Origin of the sequence: Streptomyces nanshensis (genome assembly GCF_001751255.1) — a bacterium.
Taxonomy (GTDB): domain Bacteria; phylum Actinomycetota; class Actinomycetes; order Streptomycetales; family Streptomycetaceae; genus Streptomyces; species Streptomyces nanshensis_A.
Genome location: NZ_LJGW01000226.1, coordinates 1 through 15,685, shown reverse-complemented (window position 1 = coordinate 15,685; position 15,685 = coordinate 1). Strand labels below are relative to the sequence as shown.

At 71.6% G+C, this 15,685-nt stretch carries 14 protein-coding genes; 8 read left to right on the top strand and 6 right to left on the bottom strand.

What is annotated here, in order from left to right:
• The 5 genes from AN218_RS13185 to AN218_RS13165 form a co-directional block, all read left to right on the top strand.
• Nucleotides 1-1,135: YeiH family protein (locus AN218_RS13185; protein WP_420855968.1), on the top strand; the 1,135-nt coding region annotated here is incomplete at its 5' end.
• A 262-nt stretch (nt 1,136-1,397) separates the two neighbouring features.
• A complete protein-coding gene (locus AN218_RS13180; protein ID WP_070017031.1) occupies nt 1,398-3,191 on the top strand; it encodes a DEAD/DEAH box helicase in 1,794 nt (597 codons plus the stop codon).
• A 160-nt stretch (nt 3,192-3,351) separates the two neighbouring features.
• Nucleotides 3,352-4,716 carry an NADP-specific glutamate dehydrogenase gene (gene gdhA, locus AN218_RS13175; RefSeq protein WP_070017030.1) on the top strand — a complete coding sequence of 455 codons (1,365 nt, stop codon included), beginning with the start codon at nt 3,352-3,354 and terminating at the stop codon, nt 4,714-4,716.
• A gap of 366 nt (nt 4,717-5,082) precedes the next feature.
• Nucleotides 5,083-5,727 (top strand): IclR family transcriptional regulator, encoded by a 645-nt coding sequence (locus AN218_RS13170; protein ID WP_070017029.1) that lies wholly within the window; start codon nt 5,083-5,085, stop codon nt 5,725-5,727.
• 83 nt (nt 5,728-5,810) lie between these two features.
• The gene (locus AN218_RS13165; RefSeq protein WP_070017034.1) at nt 5,811-6,635 is read left to right on the top strand and encodes a S16 family serine protease; all 825 of its coding nucleotides are present in this window, start codon (nt 5,811-5,813) and stop codon (nt 6,633-6,635) included.
• 78 nt (nt 6,636-6,713) lie between these two features.
• On the opposite strand, the gene AN218_RS13160 is transcribed toward AN218_RS13165, so the two are convergent.
• From AN218_RS13160 to AN218_RS13140, 5 genes are all read right to left on the bottom strand, one after another.
• On the bottom strand, nt 6,714-7,703 hold the full coding sequence (locus AN218_RS13160) for a glycine betaine ABC transporter substrate-binding protein (RefSeq protein ID WP_070017028.1): 990 nt from the start codon (nt 7,701-7,703) through the stop codon (nt 6,714-6,716).
• Complete coding sequence (locus tag AN218_RS13155; RefSeq protein WP_070017033.1) at nt 7,703-8,464, bottom strand: ABC transporter permease; 762 nt, start codon at nt 8,462-8,464, stop codon at nt 7,703-7,705. The genes AN218_RS13160 and AN218_RS13155 overlap by 1 nt, the downstream gene beginning before the upstream one ends.
• Before the next feature lie 197 nt (nt 8,465-8,661).
• Nucleotides 8,662-9,858 (bottom strand): ABC transporter ATP-binding protein, encoded by a 1,197-nt coding sequence (locus tag AN218_RS13150; protein WP_070017032.1) that lies wholly within the window; start codon nt 9,856-9,858, stop codon nt 8,662-8,664.
• A 136-nt stretch (nt 9,859-9,994) separates the two neighbouring features.
• A complete protein-coding gene (locus AN218_RS13145) occupies nt 9,995-10,642 on the bottom strand; it encodes an ABC transporter permease (RefSeq protein WP_070017027.1) in 648 nt (215 codons plus the stop codon).
• A gap of 166 nt (nt 10,643-10,808) precedes the next feature.
• Entirely contained in the window at nt 10,809-11,321 is a 513-nt protein-coding gene (locus tag AN218_RS13140; RefSeq protein ID WP_070017026.1) for an Lrp/AsnC family transcriptional regulator, read from the bottom strand.
• A gap of 160 nt (nt 11,322-11,481) precedes the next feature.
• Between AN218_RS13140 and hppD the strand changes: the two genes are divergently transcribed.
• A complete protein-coding gene (gene hppD, locus AN218_RS13135; RefSeq protein WP_070017025.1) occupies nt 11,482-12,639 on the top strand; it encodes a 4-hydroxyphenylpyruvate dioxygenase in 1,158 nt (385 codons plus the stop codon).
• 144 nt (nt 12,640-12,783) lie between these two features.
• Complete coding sequence (locus AN218_RS13130) at nt 12,784-14,151, top strand: FAD-binding oxidoreductase (protein WP_070017024.1); 1,368 nt, start codon at nt 12,784-12,786, stop codon at nt 14,149-14,151.
• 148 nt (nt 14,152-14,299) lie between these two features.
• Here the strand turns inward: AN218_RS13130 and AN218_RS13125 are convergent, their stop codons facing one another.
• Nucleotides 14,300-14,776 (bottom strand): SsgA family sporulation/cell division regulator, encoded by a 477-nt coding sequence (locus AN218_RS13125; RefSeq protein WP_070017023.1) that lies wholly within the window; start codon nt 14,774-14,776, stop codon nt 14,300-14,302.
• Between the two features lie 262 nt (nt 14,777-15,038).
• Here AN218_RS13125 and AN218_RS13120 point away from each other — a divergent pair.
• Nucleotides 15,039-15,685: DUF2510 domain-containing protein (locus AN218_RS13120; RefSeq protein WP_141747561.1), on the top strand; the 647-nt coding region annotated here is incomplete at its 3' end.

Genomic DNA, 15,685 nt, shown 5'->3' with positions numbered 1-15,685 from the left:
CGCCGCCTCCGCGGAGGACCGCGCCGACCAGGCCGGTGCCAGGGCCCGCACCCGGACCCCTACGCGTACCCGAACGGGCACCCGGTCCCGGACAGCGGCACCGCCCGCCCGCGGTCCCGGCGTGCTGCCCGGACTCGCGCTCGCCGCGCTCGGTGTCGCCGCCGCCGAGGGCGTGCATCTCCTCGTCCCGGCCGTCCCGATGCTCACGGCGGCGGTCGTCCTCGGCGTCCTCGTCGCCCATCTCCCGGGCGTACGCGGCCTGGTGAACGGTGCGGCCCGGCCCGGACTCTCCTTCGCGGGCAAGCGGCTGATGCGGCTCGGCGTGGTGCTGCTCGGGCTGAAGCTGAGCGTCGGCGACATCGTCGGCATCGGCTGGGCGACGGTCGCGATGGTGTTCGCCGTCGTCGCGGCGACGTTCGCGGGGACGCTGTGGCTCGGCCGGAAGCTCGGCCTCCCCGGCGACCAGCCGCTGCTCGTCGCCACCGGCTACTCGATCTGCGGCGCCTCCGCGATCTGCGCCGTCAGCGAGGTACGCAAGAGCGAGGAGCGCGACGTCGCCACGTCCGTCGCCCTCGTCACGCTGTGCGGCACGCTCGCCATCGCCGTACTGCCCCTGTTGCAGCACCCGTTGGGCCTGGACGCCGGGCAGTTCGGGCGCTGGGTCGGCGCGGGCGTGCACGACGTCGGGCAGGTCGTCGCCACCGCGCAGACCGCGGGACAGCATGCGCTGAGCCAGGCGGTGCTGGTGAAGCTGATGCGCGTCGCGCTGCTCGCGCCGCTGGTGGCGGCCGTGGTGGTCTCCGTACGGGCGCGCACCGGGTCACGCGCCGGGCGGGGAGCCGTGCAGGGAGCGGACGCCGTGGCCGAGGGGCGCCGCCCGCCGCTGCTGCCGCTGTTCGTCGCCGGGTTCCTGCTGATGGTCGCCGTCCGTACGACGGGTTGGCTGCCCGGCGGTGCGCTCGGCCTCGCGGGCACCGTGCAGGAAGTCCTCCTGGCCGCGGCCTTGTTCGGGCTCGGCAGCGCCGTCCATCTGCCGACGCTCGCGCGTACGGGCAGCAGGGTGGCCGCACTCGGGCTGTGCTCGTGGGTCGTCATCGCGGGGGTTTCGTACGCGGGCGTGCTGCTGACCACGTGAGCGGGCCGGCCGCACCCTCGCGCCCCGGCTCCCGCGCCCAACTCCCGCGCCCAACTTTCGCTCCCTGCCCGGCAATCCGGCGAAAGCGGACTCCCCGCCGAGGCCCGTGACCGGCCGCCGGTAGGCTGAACCGGCCTCGCGCCGACGCGGCGCGGAGCCGGCGACGACGCGGACCCGTGACGCGTACCCGCGACGCGGATCCGTGCGCCGGGCCACGCCGCGGACGACCACGCGAGACCACGCCAACGACCCCCCGGAGACCGTGACTTCCAGCACTTCCTCCACCAGCCACCACCTGTCGCCCGCCTTCCCCGGCCGCGCCCCCTGGGGCACGGCCGGCAAGCTGCGCGCCTGGCAGCAGGCGGCGATGGACGCGTATCTCCAGCAGCAGCCACGGGACTTCCTCGCCGTCGCCACCCCGGGCGCCGGCAAGACGACGTTCGCGCTGACGCTCGCCTCCTGGCTGCTCCACCACCACGTCGTACAGCAGGTGACCGTCGTCGCGCCGACCGAGCATCTGAAGAAGCAGTGGGCGGAGGCCGCGGCGCGCATCGGCATCAAGCTCGACCCGGACTACAGCGCGGGCCCGGTCAGCAAGGAGTACCACGGCGTCGCCGTGACGTACGCGGGCGTGGGCGTGCGCCCGATGCTGCACCGCAACCGCGTCGAGCAGCGCAAGACCCTCGTCATCCTCGACGAGATCCACCACGCCGGGGACAGCCGCTCCTGGGGCGAGGCGTGCCAGGAGGCGTTCGAGCCCGCGACCCGGCGGCTCGCGCTCACCGGCACCCCGTTCCGTTCCGACACCAACCCGATCCCGTTCGTGGAGTACGCCGAGGACGCCGACGGAGTGCGGCGTTCCGTCGCCGACTACACCTACGGCTACGGGAACGCGCTCGGCGACGGCGTCGTGCGGCCCGTCATCTTCCTCTCCTACAGCGGCAACATGCGCTGGCGCACCAAGTCCGGCGACGAGATCGAGGCCCGCCTCGGCGAGCCCATGACCAAGGACGCGATCTCCCAGGCGTGGCGCACGGCCCTCGACCCGCACGGCGAGTGGATCCCGTCCGTGCTGCGGTCGGCCGACCACCGGCTGAGCGAGGTGCGCAAGGCCGTCCCGGACGCGGGTGGACTGGTGATCGCCAGCGACCAGGACTCGGCACGCGCGTACGCGAAGCTGCTGCGCCAGGTCACCGGCTCGCCGGCCACGCTCGTCCTGTCCGACGACACCGGCGCCTCGCAGCGCATCGAGGACTTCCGTTCCTCCGGCGACCGTTGGATGGTCGCGGTCCGCATGGTCTCCGAGGGCGTCGACGTGCCGCGTCTCGCGGTCGGCGTCTACGCCACGACGGTCTCCACACCGCTGTTCTTCGCCCAGGCCGTGGGACGTTTCGTACGGTCGCGGCGGCGCGGCGAGACCGCGTCGGTCTTCGTGCCGACCATCCCCGCGCTGATGACCTACGCGCACGAGATGGAGGTCGAGCGCGACCACGTCCTGGACAAGCCGAAGAAGGCCGCCGAGGACGACCCGTACGCCGAGGAGGCCGACCTGCTCAAGGAGGCCGAGCGGGAGCAGGACGAGGACACCGGCGAACAGGACCAACTGCCCTTCGAGGCACTGGAGTCGGACGCGGTCTTCGACCGGGTCATGTACGACGGCGCCGAGTTCGGCATGCAGGCGCACCCCGGCAGCGACGAGGAGCAGGACTACCTCGGCATCCCCGGACTGCTGGAGCCGGAGCAGGTGCAGACGCTGCTGCAGAAGCGGCAGGCACGGCAGATCGCGCACAGCCGGAAGAAGCCGGACGCCGAGGCCGACCTCCTGGAGATGCCCGCGGAACGGCGTCCCGTCGTCACGCACAAGGAACTGCTGGAGCTGCGCAAGCAGTTGAACGGGCTCGTCGGTGCGTACGCGCACCAGAGCGGCAAGCCGCACGGTGTGATCCACAACGAGCTGCGGCGCGTGTGCGGGGGGCCGCCGAGCGCGGAGGCGACGGCGGGGCAGATCGAGCAGCGGATCGCGAAGGTGCGGGAGTGGGCGACGCGCATGAAGTGACGCGCATGCGGTGACCCCACGCGACGGGGGCGCCCGCGACTCCGTGCCCGTGGGGCGGAGGCCCGTGACCGGGCCGGGAGGCCGCCCCGAGCGGAGGTGGATGTACCGGGAACGTACGATCGAAAAGATCGCCGCACCCGGAAAAGGAGAATCGCTCGAAATGTCCTCTGCGCGCAACGGCTCGGAAACCGGTGTCCTGGAGCCGCTCTACCGCGAGGTGCTGCGGCGCAACGCCGGGGACGACGAGTTCCACCAGGCGGTGCGCGAGGTCTTCGACTCGCTGGGCCCCGTCTTCGCCCGTAAGCCGGAGCTCCAGCAGGCCCGCATAATCGAGCGGCTCTGCGAGCCCGAGCGGCAGTTGATCTTCCGGGTGCCCTGGGTCGACGACGCGGGCGTGGTGCAGATCAACCGGGGCTTCCGTGTGGAGTTCAACAGCGCGCTCGGCCCGTACAAGGGCGGGCTGCGGTTCCATCCGTCCGTGAACGTCGGGATCATGAAGTTCCTCGGCTTCGAGCAGGTCTTCAAGAACGCCCTGACCGGCATGCCCATCGGCGGCGGCAAGGGCGGCAGCGACTTCGACCCCAAGAACCGCTCCGACGGCGAAGTGATGCGTTTCTGCCAGTCGTTCATGACGGAGATGTACCGGCACCTCGGCGAGTACACGGACGTGCCGGCGGGGGACATCGGCGTCGGCGGGCGGGAGATCGGCTATCTCTTCGGGCAGTACAAGCGCATCACCAACCGCTACGAGTCGGGCGTCCTGACCGGCAAGGGCCTGGGCTGGGGCGGTGCCCGCGCGCGCAGGGAGGCGACGGGCTACGGCTGTGTGCTCTTCACGAACGAGATGCTGCGCTCCCGCGGCGAGGAGCTGGCCGGGCAGCGGGTCGCGCTCTCGGGCTCGGGCAACGTCGCGATCTACGCGGCCGAGAAGGCACAGCAGTTGGGCGCCACCGTGGTGACGTGCTCCGACTCCGGCGGTTTCGTGGTCGACGAGAAGGGCCTCGACGTCGAACTCCTCAAGCAGATCAAGGAGATCGAGCGGGGCCGGGTCTCCGAGTACGCCGAGCGCCGCGGCCCCAGCGCCCGGTTCGTCGAGGGCGAGAGCGTGTGGGGCGTCGACTGCGACGTGGCGCTGCCCTGTGCGACGCAGAACGAGCTGGACGAACGGGACGCCGAACGGCTCGTACGGAACGGGGTCAAGGCCGTGGCCGAGGGCGCCAACATGCCGACGACGCCGGAGGGCGTGACCGTCTTCCGGAAGAGCGGCACGGCGTTCGGTCCGGGCAAGGCGGCCAACGCCGGCGGCGTCGCCACCAGTGCGCTGGAGATGCAGCAGAACGCCTCGCGCGACTCGTGGACGTTCGCGCACACCGAGGAGCGGCTCGCGGAGATCATGCGGCACATCCACGACACCTGCCATGAGACGGCCGCCCGGTACGGGCAGGACGGCAACTACGTGGCGGGCGCGAACATCGCCGGGTTCGAGCTGGTCGCCGACGCGATGCTCGCGCAGGGCGTCATCTGAGGGACTCCGAGGGATACCGCCCTCGCGCCCTGCCGCCCACCGCCCCAGCGCCGCACCGCACGGCCGCACTTCACACCCGTACGTCACACCTGTACGTCCCGCCCGTACCGATCGGAACGCCCGTAAGGTCCGCTTCCGTGCGGTACGGGCGGTCCGCGGCGTGACCGGATTCTGGACGCACTCTTCCGGTCAGCGGAGACGGTCGCTAAGTTGCAAGGCCACAGCGTGATCCCCTCCCCGTCGGCCGCGGCCGGCTGCGGCGTGGCCCACGCCGGACCCCCACGAGCCGCCCCCTGGCGATACCCATGGCCGCGCTCCCGCCCGGTGCCGCCGCCCCCCCACCGACTTGAGGAGAGGAGCGCGTCCGTGACTGCGGAGACCTCTCAGACGCTCGACCGTGGACTTCGTGTCCTCAAGCTGCTCGCCGACACCGACCACGGGCTGACCGTGACGGAGCTGTCCAACAAGCTCGGCGTCAACCGGACCGTCGTCTACCGGCTGCTCGCCACGCTGGAGCAGCACTCCCTCGTACGGCGCGACGTGGGCGGACGGGCCCGCGTCGGGCTGGGGGTGCTGCGGCTGGGACGTCAGGTGCATCCGCTCGTACGGGAGGCGGCGCTGCCCGCGCTGCGGTCGCTGGCCGAGGAGGTCGGGGCGACGGCGCATCTGACCCTGGTGGACGGTACGGACGCCCTCGCGGTCGCGGTGGTCGAACCGAGCTGGACGGACTACCACGTCGCCTACCGCACCGGCTTCCGCCACCCCCTCGACAAGGGCGCGGCCGGCCGGGCGATCCTCGCGGGCCGCCGTCCCGACGAGGAGCTGGGCCCCGGATTCGTGCTCACACACGGCGAGTTGGAGGCGGGCGCCGGCGGTGCCGCGGCCCCGGTGCGGGGCGTGACCGGCATCGAGGGCAGCGTGGGCGTGGTGATGCTGACGGACTCGGTGCCGCCCCAGGTCGGAGAGCGCGTGGTCCGCGCCGCACAGGAGGTGGCGGACGCGCTGCGCTGACCCACCCGAGGTCAACGGCCCCGCGGGATTGCTAGGTTGCCGGGGTGGACACACCGGCGACCCGTTCCTCAGCGCTCTCCCGTATCGGCAGGCGTCTTCTTCCCGCGCGGCTCGGCCCCCGCAGGCGCACGCTGCTCGTGTGCGCCGTGCCGACGGCCGCGCTGCTCGCGGTGACGGCGCTCGCGCCGCTGCCGTTCGCGCTGGCGCAGCCGGGACTGACCGCGGACGTCATCGGCGACAGCAAGGACAAGCCCGTCATCACGGTCTCCGGGGAGCAGGCCCGTACGACCGGGTCCCGCGAGGGCAAGCTGCTGATGACGACGATCGCCGCGACGCCGCCCGGTGCGACCGTACGGCTGCCGCAGGTCCTGGAGAGCTGGTTCCGTACGGACCGCGCGGCCATGCCCACCGAGGCGGTCTACCCGGTGGGCGAGACCACCGGCGAGATCGAGGAGCACAACCGGGGCGAGATGCGCGCGTCACAGCAGGCGGCGATCAAGGCGGCGCTGCGCGAACTGCACAAGTCGCCGCGTGACGTACGGGTTTCGCTGCGCCTGGCGGACGTGGGCGGCCCCAGCGCCGGGCTGTTCTTCTCGCTCGGCATCATCGACAAGCTCGGCGGCGGCGCCGCGGGTTCGGGCGACGGGGGCCTGACCGGCGGCCGAGTGATCGCCGGGACGGGCACGATCACGGCGGACGGCAGGGTCGGTCCCGTCGGCGGGGTGCCGCTGAAGACGAAGGCGGCCAAGCGGGACGGCGCGAGCGTCTTCCTCGTGCCGCGCGCCGAGTGCGGCGACGCGCACGCGGACCGGCCGAAGGGGCTGCGGCTGGTGCCCGTCGACACGCTCAAGGGCGCGGTGAAGGCGCTGAAGGCGCTCAAGAGCGGTGGCAGCGTGCCGAGTTGCTGACGGCCGCCCCCGCGTGACGGCACGCGTCCGTGCGCCGGGGCGCACCGCCGGCCACCGGGGCGCCCCGCGGCCCACGCCTCAACCCGCCTTGACGAAGCCCTCCTTGACCAGCCAGTCCTTGGCGACGTCGTGCGGGTCCTGGCCCTCCACGTCCACCTTCGCGTTGAGCTTCTGCGCCATCTTGTTGTTCAGCGCCTTCGTGATGGGCGCCAGCAGCTTCGCGATCTCCGGATGCTCCTTCAGCGTCCGGCTGTTGATCTCCGGTGCGACGTTGTAGTTCGGGAAGAACTTCTTGTCGTCCTCCAGGAGCTTCAGATTCAGCGCCGGGATGCGTCCGTCGGTCGCGGCGACCTCGCCGAAGACGCACGGCTTGCCCTTCGCGGTCTGTGTGTAGACGACGCCGCCGGCCATCTTGTGCGTCTGTCCGGAGGGGAAGCGCATGCCGTACTTCTTCGCCATGCCCTTCAGCCCGTCCTGGCGGGCGGCGAACTCGTTGTCCACGCAGACGCTCGCCTCGTTGGGGTTCTTACGGGAGAACTCGGCCACGTCGGAGAGGGTCTTGATGCCGTACTTCTTCTGGAGCCTGTCGTTGATGACGAGCGCGTAGGTGTTGTCGAGCTCGGAGGGCTCCAGCCAGGTGAGGCCCTTGGCCCGGTCCTCCTTGCGTACGGTCTCCCACTGCTTCCTCGGGTCGGGCACCGGCTTGGTGTGGCCGAGGTAGGTGATCCAGGACGTGCCGGTGTACTCGTACATGCCGTCCGCCGTGCCGGTCTCGACGGCCGAGCGGGCACCGATGGAGCCCTGTACGGCGGTACGGTCCACCACCTCGGCGCCCGCGGCGCGGAAGACCAGCCCCATCACCTTGCCGAGGATGATCTGCTCGGTGAACTCCTTGGACGTGACGGTCAGTCGGGCACCCTTCAGGGGCTGACCGGCGCCCACCGTCCCCGGCTGCACCTTGTCGGCCATGGGGCTGCCGCTGACCAGGCCGCAGCCGCTCAGCGTCGCCGTCAGGGCCAGGGCCGCCGTGGCGGCGGCGAGTGCCTGCGTACGACCGGACCTGCGCATCAGGACGTTCCCTCCAAGCCGCGCGGGCGCAGCACAAGTTCGACGAGTGAGGCCAGCCAGTCGACCAGCAGGGCCAGGGCGACCGTGAGGATCGACCCGAGCATCAGCACCGGCATCCGCTGGGTGGTGATGCCGGAGGCGATCAGGTCGCCGAGGCCGCCGCCGCCGATGAAGGTGGCGAGCGTGGCCGTGCCGACGTTGAGGACGAGGGCGTTGCGGACGCCCGCGAGGATCAGCGGTACGGCGAGCGGCAGTTCGACCTTGGTCAGCACGCCGAGCGAGGACATCCCGATGCCCTTGGCGGCCTCCGTCAGCCCGGGGTCGATGTTGCGCAGCCCGGTGATGGTGTTGGCCAGCACCGGCAGCACCGCGTAGACGACCATGCCGATGACCGCGGTGTTCTGGCCGATGTTGAGCCAGAACACCAGCAGCACCAGCAGCCCGAGCGAGGGCACGGCCTGGCCCAGGTTGGCGAAGCTCATGGCGACGGGCGTCGCCCGGCGCAGCAGCGGGCGGGTCAGGGCGATGCCCAGCGGTATCGCGATGATCAGCACGAAGAACGTGGAGATCGCGGTCATCTGGACGTGGTCGCGCAGCCGCAGCAGGACGATGTCGCCCGCGAGGGCGTTGCGCGTGATCGTGTCGAGTTGGGCGTCGCGGAACCACAGCCAGGTGCCGAGCAGTACGAGCGCGAGCACGCCGGGCAGGACCGTCAGCTTCTGCCAGGTGAGCCGGTCGCGGAGCCGTTCGCCGGCGGCCAGTTCGGCGGATGCGGCGGGGCCTGCCGCCGAGTCCGAAGCCGGGGCCGCCGAGTTCGCCGGGTCCGTCGCGGGGTCGGCCGCCGGGTCGCCGGCGGTCGCGGTGGCCGTCGCCGTCCCCGCGGCCGTCCCCTCCGGCCCCTGCTCGTCCGCCGTCCCGTCCCTCGTCCCGTCCTTCGTCTCCTCCGTCTCGCTCCCGCTCACGACGACAGGCCCTCCGTCGCCGCGTACGTGCGCCGGGCCCGCCCGTCGCTCACGCTGTGCCGGTGCTCGATGGCCTCCAGCCGGTCGGCGTCGAGGAGTTCGTGCACGCAGTTCATCAGCGTCTCCAGATCGACGACGCCCGTGTACTCGCCGCGCCTGCCCGTCACCGCGACGCGTCCGCCGCTGTCGGTGAGCACCGCTTCCAGTGCGTCGCGCAGCGTGGCGTCACGGGTGACGGTGTCGTTCACGAGCGTCCCCGCGCGCGCCAACGAGCCCTTGGCGTGCGTGAGATCGCCCCGCCGCAGCCACTTGTACGGGCGTTTCCTGGGGTCGAGCAGCAGCACCTCGTTCGTCGTGCCGGTGCCGAGCAACTCCGAGATGCGCTCGACGGGTTCGTCGACGGTCGCGGTCGGCACGTCGACGACCGCCACGTCCCGTACGCGCGTGAGGTTGAGGCGCTTGAGCGCCGCGCCCGCGCCCACGAAGCCCGAGACGAAGTCGTCCGCGGGGTTGGTGAGGATGGCTTCCGGGGTGTCGAACTGGGCGATGTGCGACTGCTCGCGCAGTACGGCGATGCGGTCGCCCAGCTTGATGGCCTCGTCGAAGTCGTGCGTGACGAAGACGATCGTCTTGCGCAACTCGTGCTGGAGCCGTATCAGTTCGTCCTGGAGGTGGTCGCGTGTGATCGGGTCGACGGCGCCGAAGGGCTCGTCCATCAGCAGTACGGGCGGATCGGCCGCCAACGCCCGTGCCACGCCGACGCGTTGCTGCTGTCCGCCGGAGAGCCTGCGCGGGTAGCGGCCCTGGAACTCGGCGGGGTCGAGGCCCACCAGGTCGAGCATCTCGGCCACGCGTGCCTTGATCTTCGCCTTCGGCCAGCCCAGCATCTTCGGCACCTGGGCGATGTTCTGGGCGACCGTCATGTGCGGGAAGAGCCCGGAGGACTGGATCGCGTAGCCGATCGTACGGCGCAGCTTCACGCCGTCGATGCCGGTGACGTCCTCGTCGTCGATGCGGATACGGCCCGACGTCGGCTCGATCAGCCGGTTGATCATCTTCAGCAGCGTCGACTTGCCGCAGCCCGAGGGGCCGACCAGGACGACGGTCTCGCCCGCCTTGATCTCCAGGCTGACGTCGTCGACGGCGGGACCCGAGCCGCCGGGATAGCGCTTGGTCAGGCCCTCCAGACGGATCGTCGCGCCGGTCGCGCCCGTGGCGCCGGCGTTCCCCGCGGCGGCGGCGCCCGCTGTGCCCGGCCGCTCCTCCCCGCCGGTCCGTCCGTCCGTCTCGTGGTGCTGCGTCGTCCCGGAACCGGACGCTGCGGATGTCTCAGGCACGTATCCCCCTCGGGGTGGTCAGGCGTCCGACGACCACGTACGCGGCGTCGAAGAGCAGGGCGAGCACGACGATGCCGAGAGTCCCGGCGAGCACTTGGTTGAGGGCGTTGGCGCTGCCGAGCGAGGCCACGCCGCGGAAGATGGAGTTGCCCAGGCCGGGCCCGGAGGCGAAGGCGGCGATCGCGGCGATGCCCATGAGCATCTGCGTCGAGACGCGGATGCCGGTGAGGATCGGCGGCCAGGCCAGCGGCAGTTCGACCTTCACCAACTGCCGTACGCGGGACATCCCGATGCCCCGCGCCGCGTCGATCAGCGCCGGGTCCACGCCGCGCAGCCCCACGATCGCGTTGCGCACGATGGGCAGCAGCCCGTACAGGACCAGCGCGATGACGGTCGGCGCCACCCCCAGCCCGACGAGCGGGATCAGCAGGCCGATCAGCGCCAGCGACGGCACGGTCAGGATCGTCGCCCCGGCCGTGGTGGCCAGATCGCCGGCCCACTCGCTGCGGTAGGTCAGCACGCCGACGGCGACGCCCAGGACGGTCGCCACGACCATGCACTGGAGGACCGCGCTCGCGTGCTGGAGCGTGTCCGCCAGCAACTGGACGTGGCGGTTGCCGAGATACTCCCAGAAGCTCACTTGGGTACCCCTCGCGTCGTCACAGCTTCTCCGTCCGTTCCGTCCGAGCCGCGATGCCGACGGCCGGCGCTCCGCTCCGGTCTGCTCCGTGCGACGCCGTTCATCTGCCGTTCAACCGCGACGCGTGCTCTTTTGCCCACGGTGGCCGGATCAACGCGTTACGAGTTCACAACGGCCCGCCGCCGCCCGCGACTTCGCCGCCGGGTACGTCGGCGGCCTGCGCGGCCTGGCGCACCAGCGGGACGATCCGCAGCGGCACCGGGTTCTCCATGACGATGGCCGTCGAGGCGCGCACGATGCCCTCGAACCCCACGACGCGGTCGATCACCCGCTGGAGATCCGCGTTGGACCGCGCGACGAGCCGGCAGAGCATGTCCCCGTGCCCCGTCGTCGTGTGCAGCTCCAGCACCTCCGGTACGGAGGCCAGATGCGCCCGTACGTCCGCGCCCTGCCCCTGCTTGATCTCCAGCGTCGCGAACGCGGTGACGGGGTAGCCGATCGCCGCCGGGTCCACGTCGGGCCCGAAACCGCGGATGACCCCGCCGGACTTGAGGCGCTCCAGCCGGGCCTGCACGGTGCCGCGGGCCACGCCGAGCCGGCGGGACGCCTCCAGCACGCCGATCCTCGGTTCGTCCGCGAGCAGTTCGAGCAGCCGTCCGTCGAGCCGGTCTATCCCCATGGCGTCCCCTTCGGTGAGCGTCGGTCCGATCGGTGAGTGTCGGTACGAGTGCTGCGCACCTTGTACAGATCGTCCGGCCGTCCGCCGGTGCCACTGGACAAGGTGACCAGTGATGACGCGAAGTATTGCGCACCTTGTGGAACGGCGGGACCCTCAAGTCATGACTGAGACAACCAGCGCGACCCCCGCCGTGACATCTCACGAGGACGCCCGGCAGGCCGACCCGTTCCCGGTCAAGGGGATGGATGCGGTCGTCTTCGCCGTCGGCAACGCCAAGCAGGCAGCCCACTACTACTCGACGGCGTTCGGCATGAAGCTCGTCGCCTACTCCGGACCGGAGAACGGCACCCGCGAGACCGCGTCGTACGTGCTCGAATCGGGCAGCGCCCGGTTCGTCCTCACCTCCGTCGTCAAGCCCTCGACCGACTGGGGCCGCTTCCTGACGGAGCACGTCGCCGCGCACGGCGACGGAGTCATCGACCTCTCGATCGAGGTGCCGGACGCGCGCGCCGCCTACGACTACGCCGTCGCACAGGGCGCCACCGGGATCGTCGAGCCGCACGAGGAGACGGACGAGCACGGCACCGTCGTGCTGGCCGCCATCGCCACCTACGGCAGCACCCGCCATACCCTCGTCGAGCGCTCCGGCTACAGCGGCCCCTATCTGCCCGGTTACGCCGCCGCCCAGCCGATCACCGCACCCGGCAAGCGCGCCTTCCAGGCCGTCGACCACTGCGTGGGCAACGTCGAACTCGGCCGCATGGACGAGTGGGTGGCCTTCTACAACAACGTCATGGGCTTCACGAACATGAAGGAGTTCGTGGGCGACGACATCGCGACCGAGTACAGCGCGCTGATGTCGAAGGTCGTCGCCGACGGCCACCGGAAGGTGAAGTTCCCGCTGAACGAGCCCGCGGTGGGCAAGAAGAAGTCCCAGATCGACGAGTACCTGGAGTTCTACGGCAGCGCCGGCGTCCAGCACATCGCGCTCGCCACGAACGACATCGTCGCGACCGTACGGGCGATGCGCGAGGCCGGCGTGCAGTTCCTGGACACCCCGGACTCCTACTACGACACCCTCGGCGAGTGGGTCGGCGAGACCCGCGTGCCGCTGGACACCCTGCGCGAGCTGAAGATCCTCGCCGACCGCGACGAGGACGGCTACCTGCTGCAGATCTTCACCAAGCCGGTCCAGGACCGTCCGACCGTCTTCTTCGAGATGATCGAGCGGCACGGCTCGATGGGCTTCGGGAAGGGCAACTTCAAGGCGCTCTTCGAGGCGATCGAGCGCGAGCAGGACAAGCGCGGCAACCTCTGACGGCTGCTGCCCGACACTGACTGACGCAGCGCGGAGGCGCCCGACGTGGGCGCCTCCTGCCGGTCCTGCGCGTCCCGCGCGTGACGCATCCGCCCGCAGCCGCCCCGCCTTCACGGCGCTGCGGGCAGGTGCGACGCTGAGTCCATGAGCGAGTTGATCCGGCGGCTGCGGGACGGCCTGCCCGAGGACGCCGTACTCACCGACCCCGACGTGACCGGCTCCTACTCCCGCGACATGGCCGACTTCTGCGACGCCGGCACGCCCGCGGCCGTCGTGCTGCCCCGCACCGTCGACGAGGTGCAGCACGTGATGCGTACGGCGACCGCGCTGCGCGTGCCCGTCGTACCGCAGGGCGCCCGCACCGGACTGTCGGGCGCCGCCAACGCCTCCGACGGGTGCATCGTGCTCTCCCTGCTCCGCATGGACCGGATCCTGGAGATCAGCCCCGCCGACCGCATCGCCGTCGTCGAACCGGGCGTCGTCAACGCCGCGCTCTCCCGCGCCGTCGAGGAGCACGGCCTGCATTACCCGCCGGATCCCAGCAGTTGGGAGCAGTGCACGATCGGCGGCAACATCGGCACGGCGGCGGGCGGTCTGTGCTGTGTGAAGTACGGCGTCACGGCCGAGTACGTGCTCGGGCTCGACGTGGTGCTCGCCGACGGACGGCTGATGTCCACGGGCCGCCGCACGGCCAAGGGCGTCGCCGGCTACGACATGACGCGGCTGTTCACCGGCTCCGAGGGCACCCTCGGCATCGTCGTACGGGCCGTGCTCGCGCTGAAGCCGAAACCGCCGCAACAGCTCGCACTGGCCGCCGAGTTCCCCTCGGCCGCGGCCGCCGGGGACGCGGTGAGCCGGATCATGGAGAGCGGCCATGTGCCGTCGCTGATGGAGCTGATGGACCGTACGACGCTGCGGGCCGTCAACGCGCTGAACGACATGGGCCTTCCGGAGTCCACCGAGGCGCTGCTGCTCACTGCCTTCGACACCGACGATCCCGGCGCGGACCTCGCCGCCGTGGGTGCGCTGTGCGAGGAGGCGGGCGCGAGCCACGTCGTACCGGCCGAGACGCGCGCCGAGTCCGAACTGCTGCTCCAGGCACGGCGCAGCGTGCACTGGGCGCTGGAGGCGCTGCCCGGCACGACGATGATCGACGACGTGTGCGTGCCGCGCACCAGGCTCGCGGAGATGCTGGAGGGCACCGCGGCCGTCAGCGAGAAGTACGGCCTGACCATCGGCGTCTGCGCACACGCGGGCGACGGCAACACCCATCCGACCGTGTGCTTCGACCCGCACGACGAGGACGAGACGCGCCGCGCGCACCAGGCGTTCGACGCGATCATGGCGCTGGGCCTGGAGTTGGGCGGGACCATCACCGGCGAGCACGGTGTGGGCGTCCTCAAGCGGGAGTGGCTGGCGCGCGAACTCGGCCCGGTGGGACTGGAGATGCAGCGCGGGATCAAGCAACTCCTCGATCCGCTGGGGCTGTTGAACCCGGGCAAGGTCTTCTGAACCGGTACGGGAGACCCGCCGCCGCGCCCGGGTCCGTACGAGGCCGCGCCCGGCTCCGTACAGGGGGGAGCGAACTCCGCGCCGTCCGAGGGAAGTTCACGCTCTCCGCGCGTCATCGGATCGAGTGAACGTCGGAGGGAAAATCACCTCACACCTCGGCGTCGCCTGCCTCGTCCGACGGTGACGGATCGGTCAGACACACCCCGCCGCCGTGCTCCTGCCGCAGCAGGTCCTCCAACGCGGCGTCCACGCCCAGCACTTGGCTCTCCGCGCCGGCGGGCACCACGCGCAGCGTCCGCTCCAGCCAGCCGGACACGGCCGCCGCGGGCGCCTCCAGCAGCGCGTCGCCGTCGGGGGAGGAGAGCGCCACACAGACCACGTCACGCCCCTGCACCTTCGCGGGCCACACCCGTACATCGCCCTCGCCGCACGGCCGGAAGACGCCCTCGACCAGCAGTTCACGCGCGAAGGTCCAGGTGACGGGCGCACCCGGACCGGCGCCGAAGGCGATGTGCACCGCGTAGGGATCGCCGGGCCGGTAGGTCAGGCGCGCGTGGACGGGAAGCCCGTGCTCGGGCGAGAGCACCAGCCGGATCTCGAGTTCGCATTCGACGACGAGGTTCATCGGACCGCCCTTTCGTGATCCCGTGATCAGTCGCGCAGCCTGCGTGGCGTGCACTGAAGAGGGCCCAGGCCGTGGCCTGTTACGTGTGTTCGCGCCATTCTTCCGCAGGAGGGCCGTCCACGACCCGGCTCGGGCGGGCAAGTCGTCGGCCCTGTCTGGTAGATGTGGACACTACGCTTCACGGTTGCGCCGCGCGGGTCAACTGCGTAGCACGGACACCACAAGACGACACAACGTCGAACAGATACGGGATCTGGACACTATGAGCGCGCCCCTCTCAGGATCCTCCGGCGGCAACCCTGCCCCTGGCTTCTATCCGGATCCGTCCATCCCCGGCTACATCCGCTACTGGAACGGCTCCTCGTGGGTCCCCGGCACCAGCCGCCCCGAACCGCAGGAGGGCGAGGAGCTGCCCACACCGCCGTCCGCCGCAGCGGCCTCGGCGGCACGGACACCGCCCACCCGGGAGGAGCCCGCGCCCGCGGAGGAGACCGGCCCGGTCTTCCTGGACGAGGAGGAGCCCCGCGCAGAGGGCGGCCCGCAGGCCCAAGTCCCGGCGGCACGGGGCGAGTCGCCGCTCCCGGGGTCCTCTTTCCCCGACCCTTCCTTCCCCGACTCTGCGTTCCCCGAGTCCTCCTTCCCTGACTCCTCCTTCGCCGGGGCGTCGCTCCCCGAGGTGCGCCCGCGCGGCGAGGTCGCGACCGCCGGCGGGCCCGAGGCCATCGACTGGGACGACCCGAGCCGGCTGCACGGCAGGCGCCCCGAGTCCGCATCCGCGTGGCAGGCCGACGCCTCGCAGCAGACGGGCTTCGCCGGGCAGCGCGAGGAGCGCGTCTCGTGGGGCCGCGCGGAGAGCGGCGAGGAGGGCGCGACGTCCGATCCGCGCGGCGGCTGGGGCCGCCCCGGAGA

Coding starts and splice junctions, on each gene's coding strand:
- hppD (WP_070017025.1), top strand. CDS start 11,482: ATGACTGAGACAACCAGCGCGACCCCCGCCGTGACATCTCACGAGGAC.
- gdhA (WP_070017030.1), top strand. CDS start 3,352: ATGTCCTCTGCGCGCAACGGCTCGGAAACCGGTGTCCTGGAGCCGCTC.
- AN218_RS13125 (WP_070017023.1), bottom strand. CDS start 14,776: ATGAACCTCGTCGTCGAATGCGAACTCGAGATCCGGCTGGTGCTCTCG.
- AN218_RS13140 (WP_070017026.1), bottom strand. CDS start 11,321: ATGGGGATAGACCGGCTCGACGGACGGCTGCTCGAACTGCTCGCGGAC.
- AN218_RS13130 (WP_070017024.1), top strand. CDS start 12,784: ATGAGCGAGTTGATCCGGCGGCTGCGGGACGGCCTGCCCGAGGACGCC.
- AN218_RS13160 (WP_070017028.1), bottom strand. CDS start 7,703: ATGCGCAGGTCCGGTCGTACGCAGGCACTCGCCGCCGCCACGGCGGCC.